The sequence below is a fragment of the Streptomyces sp. NBC_01410 genome (assembly GCF_045040195.1).
Lineage (GTDB): Bacteria > Actinomycetota > Actinomycetes > Streptomycetales > Streptomycetaceae > Streptomyces.
Genome location: NZ_CP109530.1, coordinates 7421048 through 7442701, shown reverse-complemented (window position 1 = coordinate 7442701; position 21654 = coordinate 7421048). Strand labels below are relative to the sequence as shown.

The 21654-nt window shown below is 73.8% G+C and carries 13 protein-coding genes; 12 read left to right on the top strand and 1 reads right to left on the bottom strand.

All coding sequences use genetic code 11. The annotated features are described in order from the left end of the window. Positions 1 to 26 precede the first annotated feature (26 nt). The 12 genes from OG741_RS34070 to OG741_RS34015 are packed head-to-tail and all read left to right on the top strand — an operon-like array spanning position 27 to position 18739. Positions 27 to 734 (top strand): phage baseplate assembly protein V, encoded by a 708-nt coding sequence (locus OG741_RS34070; protein ID WP_405604092.1) that lies wholly within the window; start codon positions 27 to 29, stop codon positions 732 to 734. Then, complete coding sequence (locus OG741_RS34065) at positions 731 to 1210, top strand: GPW/gp25 family protein (RefSeq protein WP_266484083.1); 480 nt, start codon at positions 731 to 733, stop codon at positions 1208 to 1210. The genes OG741_RS34070 and OG741_RS34065 overlap by 4 nt, the downstream gene beginning before the upstream one ends. Next, complete coding sequence (locus OG741_RS34060) at positions 1207 to 3369, top strand: baseplate J/gp47 family protein (protein WP_405604090.1); 2163 nt, start codon at positions 1207 to 1209, stop codon at positions 3367 to 3369. The genes OG741_RS34065 and OG741_RS34060 overlap by 4 nt, the downstream gene beginning before the upstream one ends. Beyond that, positions 3366 to 5537, top strand: coding sequence for a putative baseplate assembly protein (locus OG741_RS34055; RefSeq protein ID WP_405604088.1), 2172 nt, complete (start codon positions 3366 to 3368; stop codon positions 5535 to 5537). Before OG741_RS34060 ends, OG741_RS34055 begins: the two co-directional genes overlap by 4 nt. A 3-nt stretch (positions 5538 to 5540) precedes the next feature. Beyond that, a complete protein-coding gene (locus OG741_RS34050; RefSeq protein WP_405604086.1) occupies positions 5541 to 6980 on the top strand; it encodes a hypothetical protein in 1440 nt (479 codons plus the stop codon). Continuing rightward, positions 6977 to 8311 (top strand): hypothetical protein, encoded by a 1335-nt coding sequence (locus OG741_RS34045; RefSeq protein WP_405604084.1) that lies wholly within the window; start codon positions 6977 to 6979, stop codon positions 8309 to 8311. The genes OG741_RS34050 and OG741_RS34045 overlap by 4 nt, the downstream gene beginning before the upstream one ends. Then, positions 8308 to 9432, top strand: a complete 1125-nt coding sequence (locus OG741_RS34040) for a hypothetical protein (protein WP_405604082.1) — start codon at positions 8308 to 8310, stop codon at positions 9430 to 9432. Before OG741_RS34045 ends, OG741_RS34040 begins: the two co-directional genes overlap by 4 nt. Before the next feature lie 14 nt (positions 9433 to 9446). Further along, positions 9447 to 10655 carry a hypothetical protein gene (locus OG741_RS34035; protein ID WP_405604080.1) on the top strand — a complete coding sequence of 403 codons (1209 nt, stop codon included), beginning with the start codon at positions 9447 to 9449 and terminating at the stop codon, positions 10653 to 10655. A 34-nt stretch (positions 10656 to 10689) separates the two neighbouring features. Next, positions 10690 to 11280, top strand: coding sequence for a hypothetical protein (locus OG741_RS34030; protein WP_405604078.1), 591 nt, complete (start codon positions 10690 to 10692; stop codon positions 11278 to 11280). Positions 11281 to 11323: 43 nt separating this feature from the next. Then, positions 11324 to 13333: a hypothetical protein gene (locus OG741_RS34025; protein WP_405604076.1), complete on the top strand. Its 2010-nt coding sequence runs from the start codon at positions 11324 to 11326 to the stop codon at positions 13331 to 13333. Position 13334: 1 nt separating this feature from the next. Then, a complete protein-coding gene (locus OG741_RS34020; protein ID WP_405604074.1) occupies positions 13335 to 15515 on the top strand; it encodes an ATP-binding protein in 2181 nt (726 codons plus the stop codon). Further along, complete coding sequence (locus OG741_RS34015; protein ID WP_405604072.1) at positions 15512 to 18739, top strand: DNA/RNA non-specific endonuclease; 3228 nt, start codon at positions 15512 to 15514, stop codon at positions 18737 to 18739. Before OG741_RS34020 ends, OG741_RS34015 begins: the two co-directional genes overlap by 4 nt. Positions 18740 to 18741: 2 nt before the next feature. On the opposite strand, the gene OG741_RS34010 is transcribed toward OG741_RS34015, so the two are convergent. Then, positions 18742 to 21615 (bottom strand): LuxR C-terminal-related transcriptional regulator, encoded by a 2874-nt coding sequence (locus OG741_RS34010; protein ID WP_405604070.1) that lies wholly within the window; start codon positions 21613 to 21615, stop codon positions 18742 to 18744. Positions 21616 to 21654: the final 39 nt, after the last annotated feature.

Sequence of the window (21654 nt, the reverse complement as noted above, 5' to 3'; positions counted from 1 at the left end):
CGATGACGGGAATGCCGGGATCGACCGTGGACAAGCGGTATTTCGGTGTGGCCACGGGTGTCGTGGAGCGGGTGGAGGACGACCCGGAGAAGGAGTGCCGGGTGCAGTTGAGACTGCCGTGGTTCGACAGCGCCACGATCACCGAGTGGTGCCGGGTGGCACAGCCCTACGCGGGCAACGGATACGGCACGAGCTTCGTGCCGGAGTTGGGCGACGAGGTGCTCGTCGCCTTCGACCAGGGGGACATGCGGTTCCCCGTCGTCATCGGCAGCCTCTACAACGGCATGGACAAGCCGCCCACACACCGGGCGGGCGGCCGGGACGAGAAGCTGCTGCGGACCAAGCACGGCCACGAACTGGTTCTGGACGACAGCTCCGGCAACGAAGCCGTCCGGCTCACGTCGTCCGCCGGGCACCGCATCGAACTGGACGACGCGGGCAGCTCGGTGGTGGTGCGCACCGCGTCCGGCGGCAAGGTGACGGTGACCGCCGACGGCTCTGTGGAGATCAGTGCCGGTTCCGGCCCCGTGAAGGTCACCGGCGGCTCGGTGACGCTGGACGCACCGCAGGTTCGGCTGGGGACCGGAGCTTCGCAGCATGTGGTCCCGTGGGAGACCTTCCTGCCCTGGTTCATCGGGCACACCCACCCGGTCGTCTCGCCCGTCGCCACCGGTCCCGCGCTCCCCGCGCCCGGCCCGCCGCCGATGTCGACGACGGTGCAGGTGGCGCTGTGAACGGCGGCGCGCCCGGCGGCGCGGAGGCCTTCCTCGGACAGGGCTGGCGCTTCCCGCTGCTGCCGGACGCCTCGGGGCGACTGGCATACACGGCCGGCGAGGACAGCGTCCGCGACTGCCTGCTGGTGCTGGTGCGCACCGCGCTGGGCGAGCGGGTGATGCGCCCCACGCTGGGCACCCGCGCCCCGGAACTGGTCTTCGCGCCCGGCAGTTCGCGCTCACTGCGCGAGCTCGAGGACTCGGTACGTATCGCCATCCGCGACTTCGAGCCGCGGGCGGCCGTGGACGACGTACGGGCGCAGGCGCAGCCGGGCGAGGAGTGGCGGGTGACGGTCTTCGTCGACTACCGGGTCAGGGCGACCGGTCGGCACGAGACGCTGGTCTTCCCCTACTACCTCGACGGCGGCTCGGGACTGGTGGGCGGCGCGGGCGCGTTCGGGGCAGCCGGACCGGCGGGCGGCGGTGAAGCGTCATGACCCTGGCGCCGCTGCGGCTGGACGATCTGTCCTGGGCCGATCTGGTGGACGCGGTCCGCTCACGGATCCCCGCCGAATCCTCGGGCCGCTGGACCCTGCACGCCCCCGTCGACCCGGGCATGACGCTGCTGGACCTCCAGGCGTATCTGCTGGAGCAGCAGGTCTACCGGCTCGACCAGGTCCCCGACGCGGTCGTGCACGCGGTGCTGCGGCTGCTGGGCGTGCCCGGACCGGCCCCGGCGACGGCCGCGGTGACCGTACTCCAGATCGTCCCGCAGGCGCCCGGCACCCGGCTGCGGATCCGGGAGGGCACGTCGTTCAGCCGTGAACCGGGGCGCGGCAGGGACTTCTCCCTCGACCGGGACCTGGACGTACTGCCGGTGCGCGTGGCCGGGTTGTCGGTGCGGGACACGACGGGCGACCGGGACCGCACCGCCGACCTCGCCGCCGGCCGCCCGGTGCCCCTGACCGGCGCCTACGGCCGCCCGGCGCGGATCCGGATCCGGCTGTCTGTGTCCGGCGACGGATTTCCGGACGGCGGAACCCTTTCGCTGCTGCTCGCGCTGGAGGAGCCGACGGGGCCGTGGACCGGGAGCCGGACACCGGACGGCTGGACCGCCGGGGCCGTAGCCGACGTGCCGCCCCCGGCTCGACTCAGCTGGTCCTACGGGGCCGTTGGCGATACCGCCCCGCTGCCCGAGGGGGCTGTGGCGGACGGCACCGGCGGACTGCGCCGGTCCGGCCTGGTCCGGCTGGCCCTGCCTGCGACGGCCGCCGGGGCCGAGGTGGAGCTGGTGCTGGCCACGCCCGCCGCCACCTACGCCGCGCCGCCGCGACTGCTGCGGCTGTCCCCCAACTCCGTTCCCGCGCACCACGCGCAGCGCGTCCGCCTGGAAGAGGCTCCCGACGGGCCCGTGGTGGCTCAGCTCTCAGGCCGCCCGCCGCTTCCCGGCCTCACCGTCGTACTGCCAGGCGACGCCGCCGGCCGGCTGATCGACGTCGCGCGCTTCACGCTGCGTGAGACGGATGACGCCGGCAGCGGTCGTACCCACGACTGGACGGCCGTGCCGGATCTGGCGTTCAGCGGGCCGCTGGACCGGGTGTTCACCGTGGACCGGGCCTTGGGGGCGCTGCGCTTCGGCGACGGACTGACCGGGCGGATCCCAAGGCCCGACGTCACCGGGCCGGGGACCGTATTGCGGGCGGAGTACCGGCTGGGCGGCGGGCCGACCGGCAATGGCGGCGCAGACCCGGCAGTGGGCGCCCCCGCCCGCGCTGCCCAGCCGGCGGCGCTGCTGGCATTCCCCGCGCTGGCCGGATTCGCCCGCCCGCAGCCGCAGCGCGCGGCCGAGGAGGAATCGCCGCCCGGGGACTGGGTGTTCACCGGCGGATCTTCGGACACCGAACCACCCGATGCTCCCTGCACCGCTCGTGCCCTCGTTCCGTCCACGGGCGGTGCAGAGCCCGAGACCCCTGCGGCCGCGCGCCGCCGGGCGGCCACCGCGCTCGCCGTCGTCACCCGGGCCGTGACCGCCGCCGACCACGAGGAACTCGCCCTGTCCACGCCCGGGGTCGCCGTCGCCCGCGCCCACGCACTGGTCGGCGCCCACCCCTCGCACCCCTCGCGGAACGTGCCGGGCGCAGTGACCACCCTCGTCGTCCCCCGGGTGCCGCGCGCCGCCGGCGACAGCACCGCGCCCGACGCCGTACCCCTGCCCGTTCCCGACCCCGGCGCGCTGGCCGCCGTAAGCGCCCGGCTGGAGGCCGGACGCCTGCTGGGCGCCCATGTGTTCGCGGCGCCCCCGCGCTACCGTCCGGTCCGCGTCCGCATCACCCTCACCGCGGACACCGCCCGTCGGCAGCTCCTCGACGCGGCACTGCGTCGCTTCCTCGACCCCCTGACCGGCGGCGACGACGGCACCGGCTGGCCCTTCGGCGGCGTACTGCGCCCCTCGGCGCTGCTGCGAGCGGCCGAACGGGCTCTTCGAGCGGCGGGCGACCGCACCCCGGTGCAAGGCGTCGCCGCTGCCCTGGACGACGGTCCCTACGAATCCTGCGGCGATCTTCCGCTGCGCCCCGGTGAACTCCCCGGCCCCGTCGAGATCCTCGTGTGCACCACACAGCCGTCCGGTGCCGCTCCACGGGAGGTACGCGCATGACCGCCCACGGCCCCGACCGCTCCACCGCTCCCGATCCCTCCGCGAGGCTCGCCCCCGGGGCGGACGAACCGTGGTGGACGCTGTCCGCCGGCTCCGCGCGTACAGCACTGCTCGACGCGGACGGCCGCCCGGTGCTGCTGGGTGCCGCACGGGACGAGCTGGTCGCCGCGCTGCGCGCCCGGGTCGGCGGCTTCACCCCCGACTGGACCGGGACGGGCCCCGACGACGCGGGGGACGCGCTGCTGCGGCTGTTCGCGCTGATGGCCGAAGCGGTGGCCGCCCGCGTGGACCGGCTGCCCGCCAAGCTGCTCGTCGAGCATCTGCGGATCGCCGGGGTCTCCCCGCTGCCCGCCACGCCCGCCCAGGTGCTGCTTCGCCTCACCGCAACGGCGTCCGCCGGAGGGGGAGTTCAGGTCCCGGCGGGCTTCCAGGCCGGGGCGCCCGGCGAGGGCGGCGCCGAAGTGGTGATGGAGACCGTGGACGACATGTGGGTGTCGCCCGCCGAGCTCACGTCCCTGGCCGTGGGCCGCCCCGCGACCGGCAGTCTGCCGGGCCCCGTGGACGAGGTGACGCCGGGTCAGGACCCTTATGCGGACGGCTTCCTCCCGTTCGGCGTCCACAGCGCGCCCGGCTCGGCCCTCTGGCTGGGGTTCACCGCCCCCGAGGCGATCGAGGGCGGACTCTCGCTCGCCTTCGTCGCGGCCCCGCGCCCCGGCGGTCCGGCCGCCGCCGCCCGGGGAGCCGTCGCTCCGCCCGAGGCGGCCCCGCCGCAACTGCGCTGGTCCGTACTGGACGGTGACACCTTCCGCGCGGCCGACGTGGTGGTGGACCACACCGGCAGTCTCGCCGACACCGGGACCGTACAGCTGCGGCTGCCGACGGGCTGGCGGCCGGGCCGGCCGCCCGGCGGGGCCCAGCTTCCCGAAGCCCGCTGGCTGCGGGTGCGGCTCACCGCAGGGACGTACGCCGAGCCGCCGCGGCTCGCCGCCGTCCTGCCGCACACGGTGCTCGCGAGCGCCGTACGGACTGTGCGCGACGAGGTGTTGAGCCCGGCACCCGCGGATCCCCGGGAGCAGGACGGCGGCGCGGGCGTGCGGCTGCGCGTGGCGACGGCGCCCGTCGTTCCCGGATCCCTGACCGTCAGCGTCGCCGACGACCCCGCCGCGCCGCTCTTCCCCGTCGACGGCGCGGCCCCCACCGCGCACGACCCGGGGCCCGTGTGGCGGGAGGTGCCCGACCTGGTCCTCGCGGGCCCCGCCGACCGGGTGTTCGCGCTCGACGCCGACACCGGCGTCCTCACCTTCGGTGACGGGGTGCACGGGGTCGCGCTGCCGCCCGGCGTGGGCAATGTACGGGCCGTCAGCTACCGCACCGGAGGCGGCAGGCAGGGCGCCGTCGCGGCGGACACGGCCACAGTGCTGCGCACTGCGGTGCCCGGGGTGGCTTCGGTGACCAACCCGCTGCCCGCGACCGGCGGAACGGACACCGAGCCCTTCGGCGCGACCGTACGGCGCGGCGCGGCCGAGATCCGCACCGCCGGGCGGGCGGTCACCCCCGCGGACCACGCGCTGCTCGCGATGCGCGCCCCGGGTACGCGGATCGCACGCGCCCACGCCGTACCCGGGCACCACCCGGACCATCCCGGTGCCCGGCTGCCCGGCATCGTCGGCGTCTACCTGGTGCCGCCCGACGAGGACCCCGCCACCGCCGGTGCGCCGCTGCCCTCTGCCGGCGACCTCGAGTCCGTCACGGATCACCTGACGCGCACCCTTGCCCCGACCGGTATCACCGTCGTCACCGCAGCGCCCCGGTACGTCCGCGTCGACGCCCGGATCGTGCTGGCGCTCGTGACGGGCGCCGACCGTGCCGCAGCCGTACGCCGCGCCGAGGACGGGCTGCGCCGCTTCCTGCACCCGCTCGCCGGGGGCGCCGGCGGCGACGGCTGGCCCTTCGGCGGCCCCCTCGTCCACACCGCGCTGGCGCGCCGGCTGCTCACCGACGAGGAGGTGGCGGCCGTGCCACTGCTGACGCTCACCGTGGACGGCCTGCCCGTGCCGCCCTGCACCGATACGCCGTTGCCCGCGCACGCCCTGGTCCGCGTCGGACGGGTGACGGCCTCGGTCGTCACCAACACCGCCGCCGACATCACCGCGCAGAAGGGGAGGTGAGGCATGGACGTCCGCACCGACGCACCCGCGCACCTGCTGCTGGACTCCGCCTCGGGCTGGCGCCCGGCCGCAGGAGCGGCGGATCCCCTCCCCGAACCCGTCCAGGACGGCGACGCGCTGGTCCTGCCGCCGGGCGTGACAGAGGCGGCGCTGGTCACCGTCCCGCTCGACAGCGGCATCTCCCGGTGCCGCTGGCACCGGATCCGTGTCGACGCCGATGTCCCGTCGGGCAGCGCGCTGGTCGTCCAACTGGCCACCACCGGCGACGATCCCGACGGCATGCCGGGGCCCGACGACTGGCAGACGGCCGCAGGACCGGCCTACGACGTCCTGGTGGACCAGCCGCCGGGCCAGTACGTCGTCGTGCGGCTGCTGCTCGGCCGTACCGACGCCTCCGCGCCCGGTCCCACCGTGCGGCAGCTCCGACTTGACCTTCCCCGGGCCACCTCGGCCGACCTCCTCCCGGCCGTCTACCGCGAGGATCCGACCGCCGACGACTTCACCGAGCGGTTCCTCGCTCTGTTCGACTCGGTGGTCGAGACCCTCGACCGGGCCACGGAACGGGCCCCGGCACTGCTCGACCCGGCCGGCGTGCCGGACGGTGTGCTGCCGTGGATTGCGGGACTGCTCGGCATCGATCTGGGGCCCGACCCCGACCCGGCGCCGGGCGCGAGTTCCGGCGGCGGCCCCGGGAGCGGCACGAACCCGGGCGCCCCGGACCCGGGGACTGCGCAGCTCGCGCCGCCCGTGCTGCGCCGGCTCATTGCCGCGGCGCCCGAGTTGCGCAGACGGCGCGGTACGCCCTGCGGGCTCGCCCTCGCCCTGGAGATCGTGCTGGGGGTGCGCCCGGCGATCGTGGAACCGGCCGCAGCGCCGTGGGGTGCGGTGGGCCGGGACACGCGTCTGGGTGAGGTGCGGCTGTTCGGACGGTCGGCCACGCGGGTGCGGCTCGGCGGCCCCGCGGTCCTCGGTTCGCGGCTGGCAGGACCCGGCGCCCACCGGAGCGGAGCACCGTTGCGATCGCTCGGCAACCCGGACGATGACCCGCTGACCGGCACCACGTTCCGTTTCCGTGTACTGATCCCCCCGGGCCCGCCGCCCGGCACCCGGCGTCCAGCGTCGACCGACGGCACGGCCAGGACGGCTGCCGATCTGGTCGAACGGCTCTCCCCCGCCCACACCACGGCGACCGTCTGCATCGGCGGTCTCGGCTTCACCGTGGGCGAGCGCAGCGCGGTCGGTGTGGACACCCTCCTCGTCAGCCCCGCGCCGTCCCCGGCCGGCGTGGCTGTCCTGGGCGCCGACACCGTGCTCGGGGCGGACCGTTCGGGGCGACGCGGCATCCGCCTGGACGGCACGTCAGGTGCGGGCATCCGCACGGTCGCCCTGCACGAGGGCGGCAACGGCGCACACCCCGACGAGAAGAAAGGCAGGACCCCATGACGGCTCCCCCGACCGGGCGTGACAGCGCCCCGCGGACCGGCCGGCGGCGGCTGACGTACTTCCACGGCCAGTTGCTGTCCGCACAGGATCTCCGCCAGGAACAGGGGCAGTTCCTCGCACGGCTGCGCCTGCACAACCTCGCCCTGCACGGTTACGGCGTGGCCTACGGGCTGTGGACGCGCCCGGTGCCACCACCCGCCGCCGAGTGCCCCGATCCGGAGCGCGCTGCCCCCTGGTTCGAGGTGACCGACGGCCTGGCCGTCGACCGGCACGGCGACGAGGTGATCGTGCCGTGCGGCGTCCGGCCGAGACACGACCTGTGGCAACTGCTCGACGAGGACGAACGGTGCCGCGCCCTGGAGGAGATCCGCTCCGGTCGCGACGGCGTCACCGTCTATCTGACGATCCATCACTGCGAGGAGCCCGTCGACAGCGTCCGCGCCGTCTACACCGAAGCCTGCGACGGCCTCCCGCGCACCGCCTACTCCCACATCCGCGAAGGCTTCGCCCTGCGGGCGACAACCCGGCGGCCCGAGCCTGACTCCTGCGACCCTCCGTGCCCCTGCGAGCCGCCCACGGAGGGCGCACCGGAGTGGCACGGATGCGGTGACGGCAGGATCCTCGGCCCCGGGCTGCTGCTCGCCCGCGTGAACCACGTACGCCCCGACCGCGCGCTGGCCCCCGAGCAGATCCATCCCGAGGTCCGCCGGCCCCTCTCCCGGCGTCCCGCGACCGTGATCACCCGCATCTCATGGCCGCACGGCGGCCGGCTGACCACCCAGCAGGCCCGCGCACTGCTGGGCGAACGCGGCCTGCGGATCCGCTTCTCGCGGCCGGTGCGCACCGCCACCCTCCAGGACCCGGGTATCGCCGACCTGTTCCAGGTCACCGGCGGGCGGGGCGTCCACGGCACCGTCATGCGCCTGGAGACCCAGATCGAAACCGACGGGCCGGACGACGAGACCACGGACCGGATCACCATCCGGCAGACGGACATCGAGTACCTCAACGACGGCGACCGGATCCACCTGGTGCTGCGCACCCCGTTCGTCCTCGACATCTGCGGCGACCCGGTGGACGGCACCCACACCGGCGGGCTCGTACCGCAGCCCGGCGGCCCGGTCGCCCACCGTCCGGGGCTGCTGCCGCCCGACGGCTGCGGACCCCGCACCTCCGGGACGCCCTCAGGCGCGGCCGGCGTCTTCGAGAGCTGGATCTTCATCGACAACCACCGTCCGGACCCCGACGCCGAGGCCGAAGCCGAGGCGGAACCCACCGACCGGACGGACAGCGCGGCCGACGACAGCGAGACCCTTGAGGGGCAGCCATGACCACCTCCGGCACGCACACCGCCGGCCCCCGTGACTGCGGCTGCGGTTGCGGCGGAAGCGGCAGCACCGCGTCCACCACCTCACCTGCCGGATTCCGCGCGGGCGGACCGGTCCGCCCGGTCTTCTCCGCGGGCCAGCTGCTCACCGAGGACGACCTCGGACAGCTCACCGCCTGGACCACCGGACGCATCCGGCTCCACAACCGGTTGCGTTACGTATCGCCCGAAGGACAGGGCGCGGTCCTGTGCGGGCTCGCCGTCAGCTGCGACTCCTGCGCCCGCGGTGCGGTGCGCATCGGCGAGGGCCACGCGGTGGACGGCCTGGGCAACGACATCCCGGTCATCTGCGTCGAGGACGTGGATGTCGTCGCCCTGGTACGGGAGTTCCGCGCCACGGGCGGCGGCTGCCCCGACCCCTGCCCGCCCGGACCCGAGCGCACCTACGGCCTTTTTCTCCGCTACGAGGAGGAGTTCGCCGAGCCCGTCGCCCCGTACGATCCCGGCGACGGCTGCACGCCGGCCGGCTGCGTACCCACGCGGGTACGGGAGGGCCACCGCTACTCGGTGGGCTGCGTCCCCGACCCTCCCCGCGACCGTCTCTGCGAACTGCTGCGCCGCCGGTTCGGTGACGACCGGGAGTTTCTGGAGGCCTGCCAGAGCGAGAGCCGGCCCTCGGCGAGCGAACTCACGGACTGGCTCACCGCCCGCCTCGACGTCAACGGCGACCTGTGCGACCGCACTCCCCTGGCGCTGCTGTGCGAGGTACCGCCCAAACCGACCGGCAACGGCGTTCAGCACAACCTGCACCGCAAGGTGGGTGCCTGGCGCGCCTTCGAGGCGTATCTGGGCGCCGCCGTCCGCTCGCTCCTCGTCGTCCCCTGCCCCGGCGGCTGTGCCCCGGAGGTGCTGATCGCGGAGGTGACGCTGGACGGCTGCGATGTCGTACGGGCCGTGCCGGCCGGACGGCGGGGCGCCCAGTTGCCCGATCCGGTGGAACAGCGGTGGCGCATCCAGCTGGCCCGGCTCTTCGAACACGACGTCAGCACGGCGCAGTTGCTCGAGTTCCTGCTGGACCTCCTGGACCGCACGGGCTGCCTCCCGCCGCAGCCGACCGATACGTAGTAAGGAGCGCAGACATGCCGGCACCCCTGCGGCCAGAATTCCACGAGGGCCAGATCCTGGCCGCCGACGACCTGTCGGCCGTGGTGCGTTACGACCGTGACGCCGCCGCGCGCCACCACCGGCACCTGCACACCTGGGGGATCGCCTCGGGCCTGGAGGTGACGGTCCGCGCGCGGGCCGGCTCGGACATCTACAAGACAGTCGTCGTCGGCAGCGGCACCCTCCTCGACCCGTCGGGGCGGGAGATCGTGGTCCCGGCGCCGGTGGAACTCTCCACCCCCGACCAAGGGTTCGTGATCAGCGACCCCGACAACACCGCCGCCCGCCCGCTCATGCTCATGTGGAGCGACCAGCCATCGAACGGCGCCGCGACCGTGTCCTCGGGCGGCTGCGCCACGAACGGGGCAGCGCGCACCTCGGAGGGCTTCGCCCTGGTGGTGGGCGCCCCCGGCGACGAACTCGACCTCGGCGACCAGCAGCCGCCCCCGCCCGACGCGGGACCCGACTGGCTCGGCGGCGGCGACCGGGGCCGGGTGCTGCTCTCCTTCGTGACCTGGGGCGGCGGCCGGGACGGCGGCTTCACCGCGGTGCTGCCACGGGCGAACGGAGTTGGCCGACGGTACGCCGGCGTCCTCGCCGACCGGGTGTCCGCGCGCGGCGGCACACTGGAACTGGCGGCCGAGCCGCGCCCGGTGGCCGGAAAGGTGGGCGTCCGGATCGGCGGTGAGCACGGCAGTCTGGACATCGGCCGGTTCAACGCGGCCGGAGCACTCGCCCCGGCGCTGCGCGTCCTCGGCGACGGCAGTACCCAGATCCACGGCGACGTGAAGATCACTGGCGGGCTGTCCGTCACCGGCGCCGTCGACAGCCCGCTCGTCACCGGCAGCGTCCTCGTCCAGTCCGGCACCGCGACACACGGCGTCATCCTGCCGCTGCCCCCGCCGGTGACGGCAGATCAGGTGGAGTCGGGCGAGGTCGTTCTGCACCTCCAGGTGACGCCGCGGCTCCAGACGTACGGTGGGCCGCACGAAGGCGGTGTCGACGGATCCGGCTTCGGCGCACTGCCCGTGGTGCTGCGCTGCGAGGTGGACTCCCAGCGCCGGCTGAGCTGCCTGATCGCCTGGTACGGCGGGTTCGGCCCCGACGAGGCACTCGACTCTCCGACCGTACTGCCGGGCGCCGCCGACTACTTCGTGCTGGCCACGGCCCGGCCCACCACCTGACGCATCCCCACGGAAGCAACGAGGGAGAGCAACGATGACGATCACCGCGCAGGATCAATCGGTATCGCAGACACCGGAGTTGACCGTCACGGTCGTCCGCCTCGAACACACCGGCCATGTTCTCGCCGCACTCACCCGCGCCACCACCGGTCCCCCGCCCTCCGTACGGCTGCTGACGCGGAGCGCATTCCCGCTGGCCGTCCCGGGTGCCTCGGGGCTCGTCCTGGTCCCGGCCGAACTCCTCACGACCGAGGAACTCAGCGCGCCCCGGGACATCCTGGCCGCGCCCTGGCGCTGGTACGTCGACACCGGCGGCGAGCAGGCCGCCACCCCGGCAACGCCACAGCTCAAGCCGGTCTCCTGCCCCGCGCCCTCCGTCGGCGTCACCGAAGGATCGCTCACCATCACGTCCTCCACCACTGACGGCGCGGCCCCCGTCCTCGCGCTGGTCCATCCGACCGCCCAGTGGGGCACAGGCAGCGCCGTCAGTCTTCAGATCCGCGACGTCCTCGGCCCGGACGGAGCAGCCCTGCTGGGAAATGGCGCCGTCGAGGACAGCGACGAAGCCCTGGTCTTCGTCCGGGGGCGGCCGGTGACCGCGTACAGCCCGGGCGGGATCGACTGACGTAGACCAGCGGACGGACCAGGGCAGGACGCAGGTGACAGGCATGGTGACGGTTCACATGGATGCGACGACCGACGACGGTCTGATCGCCGCCCTCGGCGGCTGCACCGTGCTCGAATGCCGGGTGCGCGTCGTGAGGACGGACGGCTGGAGCTGGGGACCCGATCCCGCCGAACTGGCCCGTGGCGCGGTCGCGATGCTCCCCCGCGTGGTGGAGATGCACCTCGCCGGGGCACTGGCCCGCGCCGGTGTGTCGCTTCCCCCGCCCGTCGCGGGACAAGCACCGTACTCAGGCCTCATCCCGCAGGACATGGAGGTGACCGTCCCCGTGCACATAAGGTCCTTTGCGACTCTCGACGAGCTGGCGGGTGCCGCCCACCTGACGGACAGGACCATCGAGCCCGGATCCGGTCCTGACGCGACAGTGCTCCCCGACCACGGTCACGCGGGCCCATCGGCTCCGGGCACGACGCCGCTTTCCCGTCAAGCCGGATCCGATGCCGGACCCGGCGCCGACGCCCGTGCCGAAGCCCTGCGGGAGCCCGGCCGACCGGTGCCGCCCGCGCCTGCCCCCGACCGCGACCAGGTGCTGGTCGGCCTCCTCAACGAAGCCTCCGCGTGCGGGGCGTTCGAGACCGTACTGGCCGGGCTTCCGAAGGACGCGCTGCTGGTTCTGTTGCGCGCCCTCGATGCGGCGGGCAGCCGCCCGGCGTCCGGCCCCGGCTCTGCGGCCGAGGCGGCAACTCCGTTCCCCGGCAGGGCCGGAGCAGTCCCCGGCGATGCCCGGGACACAGACCGCGACCCCGACGCACTCGCCGCCGCCCTCGATGCGGCCCTGCGGTCCGAGCCACCCGTCGGGACGGACACCACGCTCCATGCGACTCACACCCCGCTCACCGCCACCGGACCCGAGCCCGCCCCCGACGCCGCGCCGCCCGCACTCCCCTCGCGGATCCCCCCGGCCCCCGGCCGGGCAGAACAGCACCACGCAGGTCCTGCGTCCGGCACGGTGACCGACATCGACCGCGTACTCCCCTTTCTCCTGCTGCCCCCGCTGCACGAGCGCGGCTATCTGGAAGCGATGGCCGCCGTCCTGAGCGGTGGTGGCGCACAGGCCCCCGACAGCACGGCCTTCGCCGCCTGCCTCGCGCACAAGGTGCTGCCTCCGCCGGCGCACGGCTGGCTGCGCTCACCGCAGGACACGCACGCGGTCGCCGTCTTCGCGGGCACGACGACGACAGGCCACGGCGCACCCGACATCTCCGCTCTGGATCTCGAACGGCATCTGGGCCCGCTGCTGGCCCTGCTCGACTCCCGGCTCGGACTCCAGACCGCCCAAGGACACACCGCCACCAGCCCCCTGCTGCTGCGGGCGGTGGCCCCGGGCCGGCTCCTCCTGCTGGACGTCGATGGCCTGTACCCGGTGTGGGACGCGACGAAGCCCGCAGAACTGCTCCGCCCCTGGGAACTGGCCGGGTCACCTCTCGTACTGCTGCCCTCCCAGCCCGATGTCCCCGCGGCCGGAGGGCTGACGCTCGCCCTGGACGCCCTCGGCATCGGCTTCGTGACCGATCTGCCGCCGGCCCGCGGCGAGCAGCTAAGCCGGGTGCCCGCTCCGCGCCGCTGCTGGACCAACACCGGGGCACGGCTCCCCGCCCGCTCCGCCCCGGACGACGCGCTGGTCGGGGCCGCACGGCGGCTGACGTACGAGGCGTCCCGCGCCGCACGGTTCACCGAGGCGCTGGTCGAGCTGCGTCCTGCCGTCCGCACGGGCCAGGCCCCTGCGGTCGAACGCACGGTGACGCTGGCCGCCGCGGTCGCGCTGGCCGATCTCTCCTGGAAGCTCTGGTCGGAGCGGGAGCCCTCCGACCCGATGTGTGCCCTCGACCGCTTCGCCGACCTGGGAGCCCGCGTGGCATTCCACGACAGCACCGTCGAGGTGCGCCTTCCGCTGGGTGCCCGCCACTCCGACCTCTACCGCCACCGACTGCTCGCCGACGTACCGGACGTGCCGTGGTTCGGCGGCCGCACCGTCGTGTTCTCAGGAGGGTGACATGCCGACCCGATCAGGCGCCGCCGCGGCCCACTTGACCCTTCGCTACGGCGCGATCCACCGCGCGCTGCGGGCGGCCGCGGCCCGCCGCGCGAAACGCTCCGGCCTGCTCGCCGGGGCCGAGCTGTCCCCCTACTGCGTCACCGACGAGCAGGCCGGACTGCTCCTCGACTCCACCGATCCCGCCGTGGTGCACCCGGCGCCCTGGAGCGGCGGCCCGCCCGCCGCACAGACCCACGCCGAGCGCGAACTCCGCTTCCAGGCGGCCGCAGAGGGCATTTCGCTGCCGCTCGACGAGCTGGCGTCCGCAGCGGACCTCGACCCTTTCGAGTGCGACGCGCTGCTGCTGTGCCTGGCGCCGGCGCTGGCCGCCGAGCACGCCCTGCTGTTCGGGTATCTCCTCGACGACCTCGACCAGCGCCGCCCCACAGCCGAGTTGATCCTCACGGTCCTGGCACCCTCCCCCACCGAGCGGTACGACCGGCTGCCGGCGCTGGGGCCGTACGGGCGGCTGCGCCGCTTCGGACTGCTGATCCAGGACGGCGACCCGGACACATACGGCGGACCGGAACCCTCTGGCGCCGATCTGCTGCGCCCGCTGCACATCCGCGCCGAACTGCCCGCCTTCCTCCTGCACGGGCTCGGGGATCCCGCACTCCTCGCGTACGACCCCGGCCAGGTACCCGCACCGCACCCTGCGCTGCTGGACGGGCCGACCCGTGGCCGCACCGCGCGGCTGGCCGCCCATCTGCAGGCGCACCCGGCCGGGATCGCAGCCCTCTGGGGGCTGCCGGACGGCAGCCAACTCGACGCGGCACACGCCGTGGCGGAGCAGGCGGGGCTCGCACTGCGCGCCGCTCCTGACCTGGAGCTGTGCCGGACCCCCGCCGAGGTACGGGCCGCCACAGGCCGGTCGCTGGCCGCGGCGGCCGCGCTCGGTACCGCACTGTGGCTGCCCGTCGACCGCTTCCACGACCCCGACGCCCGATGGGCCACGGCAGCGGCCGCCGACGTGCTGACACGGACCGGCGTCCCGGTCGTCCTCACCGGGCAGACCCCGTGGCGCCCCCTCGATCTGCTCTCCTCGGGCTGCTACGCGGAAGAAACCACGGACGAACCCGGCTACCGGGAACGCCGCACCCTCTGGAGCACCGCCACCGCCGGGGCGGACCCCGATCCCCGCGCCCTCGACGACCTCGCCGCCCGATTCCGGCTGTCGCCCGCCCAACTGCGGTCAGCCGTACGGCTCGCCGAGTCCGGCGGCATGCTGCTGGATACGGCGGTGCGCCGCGTCCTGGCCGCAACTCCGGGCCGCCTCGCCGATGTCCGCACTCCCTCCCGCGACCCTTCGGACCTCGTACTCCCCGCCGAACAGGCACAGCAGATCGGCGAACTCGCCGCCGCGTTCCGGGCCTGGCCCAAGGTCTCCCAGGAGTGGGGTTTCGGCGGGCAGCACGGCGGCCCCGGCCTCAAGGCCCTGTTCACGGGCGAGCCCGGCACCGGCAAGAGCCTCGCCGCCGAGGTGATCGCCGCCACACTCGGCGTCGACCTGATCAGGGTCGATCTCGCGCAGACCGTATCCAAGTGGGTCGGCGAGACCGAGAAGAACCTCGATGAGGCCTTCAGCCACGCGGAAGCCGCAGGCGCACTGCTGCTCTTCGACGAGGCCGACGCCGTCTTCGGCAAGCGCGGCGCGGTCAGCCGCGGCACCGACCGATACGCCAATCTCGAGGTCGGCTATCTGCTGCAACGCCTGGAGCGCAGCCCCGCGTTGGTCGTCCTCACCACCAACCTCCAGGGCAATCTGGACGAGGCATTCACCCGCCGCTTCCAGTTCGTGGTGCACTTCACGCGGCCCGGCGACCGGGAGCGGTACCGGCTCTGGCGGATGGCGTTCCCCGACAGCGCCCCGCTGGACCCGCAGTTGACGCTGGAGGGGCTCGCGCGGCTCGATCTCACCGGTGCGGGCATCATGGCCGCCGCCCGGGGCGCCGCGCTACTGGCGGCGGAGAGCGGAAGCGCGGTCATCGGCCGGGACCATCTCGCCGAGGCGATCGCGCGCCAGTTCCGCCAGGAGTCGCGGCTACCACGGTCCGGCGAGCTGGAGTTGGCGCTCGGCCCGGTGCCCGTACGGGAATCCCCCGCGTCAGTGGCGGCAGCAACCTCTTGCGTGCTGCCATGAGCGCCCCCGTGCGGACCCCCTCCACGCCACCGCCCGCCGTGACACAGGCGGGCGCCAGGCCGGCGCCGCCTCCACCCGGCAAGCTCAAGGCAGTACGGAAACGACCGGCCCAGGCGGCAGCCGCTCCGGCGCAGGAGCGCGGGGCCACCACCGCCACACCCACCAAACGCCCAGGCCGCGCCAGGCCCGCCGTCGGCAACGCCGCCACCGCCGCGCTGGCCGCCCGGGGCGCGCAGGCGCCGGCCGGCCACGACCAGGGCAAGACCCCAGGGCGCCCCGGCGCCGGCAAGAAGGCCGCCGCACCGGGGTTGCGCCGGATCGCCGCCCAGGTCACCGCGGGCAAGCGGATCCTCACCCGGCACCCCGCTCCGGCCGCCGAGGCCACGGCCGCCCAGCGCGCGGCCGTGGCGCCACCCGGTGAGCGTGCCGCGTTCGCCGGGCAGGACCAGGCGGCGGCGATCGCCTCGGCGCAGGCGAAGCCCTTCGGCCGGGCCGAGTTCATCGCGAAGTTCGAGAAACGCATCAAGGAGCAGCAGCCGGCCACCGCGGACGAGGCCAAGGCACTCGCGGACCCGGCCCGCCCGGACACCCTCACACCCCAGCTCTCCGGCGAGGTGAACGCCGCCGCCAATGCCTCGTCGAGTGAGGTGCGGGCGACCGCGGCGGCCCCGCCGGACCCGGCGCGTGTACCCGAGCGTCCCGCCGTACCCCTGTCGCCCGACCGCCCTCCGCCCGTCCCGGCCCCGCCCCGTGCGGCGGACGCCGTACCGGCGCCGGTGCCCGTCGCGACGGTGGACCTGTCCGCGCATGCGAGCGGGACGACGACAGAAATGGACAAGGCGGGGCTCACCGACGAGACCCTGCGGCGCGCCAACGAACCCGCGTTCACGGCCGCCCTGCAGTCCAAGAAGGCCGCGGAGAAGGACTCCGCCGCGGCGCCGGGCTCCTTCCGGGCCAAGGAGGCGGAGCAGCGGGCCGCAGCCGAGCAGCGTGCGGCCGCAGCCGGCAAGACGGCGATGGCCGCCATGGCCGGAGTGCGTGCCGCTACCGGCAAATCGGTGGCGGGCGGCAAACAGGCCGCCCAGGCACGTACTGAAGCGCGCCGTGCGGAGATCACGGCACAGCTCACCGGGATCTACGAGGAGACCAAACGCAATGTCGAGGCCGCGCTGGCGGGCCTGGACGACACGGTCCGCACGCTCTTCGACGACAGGGCCGGGCAGGCCCGGAAGCGTTTCCTCGCCGCGTGCGAGAAGAGCTGGTGGGACTTCTTCTCCGGCGAGCCCGACTATGCGAAGCACTCGGCCGTCTACACCGCCGAGATCCGGGGCGTGGTCGACGAGGTCGCCACCGTCGTGGAGAAGCGCGTCAACGACGCGCGGCAGAAGGCCGCGGACGGCCGGCGCCGGATGGCCGATTTCGTCGCGGGCCTCGAGCCCGCGATGCGGGGGTTCGGGGAGGAGACGGCTGCCGGATTCGCCGCGAAGTTCGACGAGTTGGAAGCGTCCATCGACGAGAAGGCCGACGCGATCGTCGACCAGCTCGCCGAGTCCTACGCGCAGGCGCAGGAGGCGACGAACGCGGCGCTGGCCGAGGTGAAGGAGTCCAACAAGGGCCTGTGGGAGCGGGCCCGCGACGCCGTGGTCGGCGCGATCAAGATCCTCATCGATCTGAAGAACCTGCTGGTCGGCGTGGTGAAGCGGGCGGCGGGTGTGGCCGAACGGATCATCAAGGATCCCATCCGCTTCCTCAGCAATCTGGGCGCATCGGTCAAGGCCGGGCTGACGCAGTTCCTGTCGAACATCGTCAAGCACCTCAAGGCGGCCCTCCAGGAATGGCTGTTCGGCAATCTGGCGGCAGCGGGGGTGGAACTGCCGGAGCAGTGGGATCTGCGCGGCATCGTCAAGATGGTGCTGTCGCTGTTCGGGATCAGCTGGGCCTTCATCCGCTCCGAACTCCTCAAGCACATGCCCGAGTCGGTGCTGAACACGGTGATCGGCGCCATCAAGATCATCGGAGTGATCCGGGACAAGGGCATCGGGGGCCTGTGGGAGGAGATCAAGGAGAAGATCGGGGACCTCAAGCAGCAGGCCTTCGAGATGATCAAGGGCTTTGTCGTCGAGACCGTCCTCAAGGCGGGCATCACCTGGCTGCTGTCCCTGATCACTCCGGCCGGCGCCCTGGTCAAGGCGGTCATGGCCGTCTACGACTTCGTCACCTTCCTGGTGGAAAAGGCCCGCGCACTGGCCGAATTCGTCAACAGCATCCTCGACACGCTCGAGGAGATCTGCAACGGCGTGTCCCAGAAGGTCGCCACGAAGATCGAGGACTCCCTCGCACGGACACTCCCGCTCGCCATCGACCTGCTCGCCCGGGTGCTCAAGCTCGGCGCGATCCCGGCGAAGATCAAGAGCGTGCTGGAGAAGGTCGGTGCGCCCGTCCGGGGCTTCATCTCCAAGATGATCGCCAAGGCGGCCGCGTACGGCAAGAAGCTGCTGGCCGGCGGGAAGAAGGCCCTCGGCAAACTCGTCGGCAAGGCGGACCGGCGTACGCCGGAGGAGAAGCGGCGCGATGTTCAGGCTGCCGTCGAGCTCGGTGTCACGACGGTCAACAAGCTGAAGGGAACCGCCCTCGACGAGAAGGTCCTCAAAGCCGTTCTCCTCGCCATCCGGATCCGGTACCGGCTCAAGTCCCTGGAGCCGGTGGACGACGACGGCGTGTGGAGCGTGGAAGGAAGCTTGAGTCCGAAAGTCAAGAAGAAGACCAAGCAGTCGTCCCTCGCGCCTCCCGGAAAGCCCAACTACGGCGCACTGGACAATGCCGACCGCGCCACCGGGATCGAAGCGACGCTGACCAAAGCTTCGATCGGCGGCAGGACCAATCCCTCGGTCGACCCCGCAGGCTGGGAGAGCAACAAGGGCTTCCACCGATCGCACCTGCTCGGCGCCCAGCTCGGTGGCTCCAACAGCGACAAGAGGAACTTCGTCACCTTGTACGCGCGCGCGAACACGCCCGAGATGCGCGGCATCGAAAACGCGGTGAGGAAGGCCGTGGAGGTCGCGGGCCAGCGGGTGGTGTACATCGTCACCCCTGTGTACAAGAAGAAGAACCTGCGGCCCGCCGAGAAACGCATCAAGGAACTGCTACGGCCGACCAAGGTGCACATCAAGGCCACAGGAAAGAAGTCCTACAGTGTCAACGAGACCGTGAGAAACGAGCCTTAGGCTCACGCCCCGCCCACCGTGTCATACGTCCGCGCCAGTTCACTGCGCGACCGCACCCCCAACTTCCGGTAGACATTGCCGAGATGAAACTCCACCGTCTTGGGGCTGAGGAACAGCGCCGCCGCCGTCTCCTTGTTGGTGGCGCCGCCCGCGACCAGCGCGGCGATACGGCTCTCCTGCTCGGTGAGCTGTCCGCACGCCGTCCGTACAGTGCGGGCGCCCGCCGCGCGGAGTTCGCTGCGGACCGCCTCCTCCCACGGGACCGCGCCGAGCGCCCCGAACGCCGACAGCGCCTCCTCCAGGGCGTCGCGCGCCTGCGGGGTGCGTCCCGTACGGCGCAGCCACTGCCCGTGGCAGAACACGGTCCGCGCCCGCTCGAAGACGACCGCACCACGCGCATGCCATTCCAGGGCCTCGTGGAAGGCCGCCTCGACAGCACCGGGCGTGCCGTGACCGCCGGCCTCCAGCAGCAGGGCGCGGCAGCGGGCGCTCACCGCAAGCGCCCAGGAGGGGCCCGAGCGCCGCATTTCGGCGTCGAAGCGGGCGTGTTCGCGCACCGCTTCCCCGATCCGCCCGCTGCGTACGTAGGCCTCGATCAGGTTCGCCGCCCACGGGGTCACCGACGGGTCCTCGATTCCCGCACTCCGCGCCAGGGCGCCCGCGCGCTCGTAACCGGCCACCGCCTCCTCGTACTTGCCCGCACCGAGCGCCAACAGGCCCTCGGCCACTGCGACCTGGCCCATGACGAGTTCGAGGCCGTGCGCCCGCGCCACTCCGGCAGCACGGGCCAGCACAGCTCCGCACTCCGTGACACGGCCCTGCGCTGCCTCGAGCCACCCCACCGCGACCAGCCCCTGGGCCAGCGAAGCGCTCTCCACCTGCCGCTCCGCGCACTCGACCACCTCCATCGCGTCAGAGCGGGCGCCGTGCCAGTCCCCGGTCCACAGCCGGATCCAGGCCCGGCAGCCGAGGGCGGCCGCCCGCCGCACCGCGTACGCCCTTCGCTCGGTGCCGGACTGCTGCTCCCCCAGTACACGGTCCAGGAGCACGCAGGCCGCCTCGTACTCCTCCAGCCGGCCCAGCACTTCCGCCCGCCCCACCAGAGTCCCCGCCGCCTCGCCCGCCATCTGCGCCAGCAGCAGTTCGCCGGCCTGCGCACGTTCCCCCCGCAGGGCCAAGACCTGCGCGAGATGCACGGCCGCGGCCTCGGCCAGATCCCCGCCGCACAGCCGGGTGAGCCGGTACGCCTGCCACGCGCTGCCGAGTGCGGCACGGCTGTCCGCCGCGCGGACCGCGGAATCGGAAGCCTCCAGCAGCAGTTCGGCCGCCCGGGAGGGCTCGCCCGCCAGCCGCCCGGCCGCATCGCGCAGCACCCGGTGCGCGATCCGCGGATGCCCGGTCGCACCGCGCTGCCGTGCCTGCAGGACGCCCAGTTCCCGGCGCAGACCCGGCTCACGCGCAAGTGCCATCGCCTTTCCCAGCAGCACCGGTACGTGCTCCGCTGCTCCGGCCCGCTGCCGGCAGCCCGCCGCCAGGCCCAGCAGCCGGGCCGCCTCGTCGTCATCGTCGGCGAAACCCGCGGCGCGCTCGTACAGTTCGGCGCATGCGTCCGGGTCCGCCTCCGCGGCCGCGCTCGCCGCCGCCTCAATGGCCTGTGCCACGGCCGGGCTCGGGGCGATGTGCGCGGCGGCCAGGTGGCGTGCCGCAGCCGTGCCGTGCAGGACCTGCGCGAGCGCCCGGTGGACGGCGCGCCGCCGCGATGTACAGGCGTCGTGGTACGCGACCAGGCGCAGCCGCCGGTCGGCGAAGGCCAGGCGCCCCCGGCGCAGTTCGAGGATCCCGTGCTCTTCGGCGGGCACCAGCGCGTCGGGCTCATGGCCGAGCAGCGCCAGTGCACGCTGTACGTCGCCGCTGCGGCCGTCGCCGGCCGCGGCGGGCACGAGCAGGGCGGCGCGGGCGGTGTCAGGGAGCCGGGCCAGTGTGGGCAGATGGGCGTCGCGCAGCCGCTCACCGGGGGTGAGCGGGTCGTCGAGGGGCAGGTTTCCCGCGCACTGGCCCGGCGTGAGGGCGAGCGGCAGCTCGGTGAGTGCGAGCGGATTGCCCTCCGCGACGGCGAGCAGCCGCTCGGCGACGTAACGCCGCAGCGGATGCGGGGCGCCCTGCTGGAGCAGGGTCCGCGCGTCGGCCGGGTCCAGCGGTCCCAGCCGCAGTTCCGGTACGCCGGTGACGGCCGGGCGGATTGCGGACATGGCGGCGGAGCAGCGGTGTTCCGCGGTGAGGAGCATGGCGATCGGCTCGCCCGCGATGCGCCGGGCGACGAAGAGCAGCACCTTCATGGACGGGGCGTCCAGCAGATGCGCATCGTCGATCGCGAGCAGCAGAGGACGCCGGGCGGCCGCGGCGCCGAGAAGACCGAGGGCCGCGGCGCCGACCGCCAGAGCGGTGTCCCCGGGCCGGTGGTGCCCGGTGGCCAAGAGGTGGCCGAGCAGATCGCGCTGGGGGGCAGGGAGCTGCGGCACAGAGCAGCGGTGCGCCTGGACGACCTGGTGCAGGCCCGCGTAGGGCAGCCCTGATTCGGCGGCAGTGCCCGCGAAGTACACCGATCGGAAGGTGGCGTCGAGGGTGAGGAGCCTGCGGAGCAGGGTGGTCCGTCCCACCCCCGGCTCTCCTATGATGAACAGCGCACCGCCACGCCCTGATGCCGTCTCACGGAGCAGCCGGGCCACGGCTGATGTTTCGACGGTCCTCCCCAGCACACGCACATTGCGCGCGGCAGTTCGGGAATCAGACGCGACGCCCCGCGCCTCCGGTTGCCGCTTCCCCCCTACGCAAGTCTGGCACGCGACGGTCCACCGGAACCGGGAAATTCCAGACATTCACCCGATCTCGCGACGCCTGCCCGACGGCGGACGGGG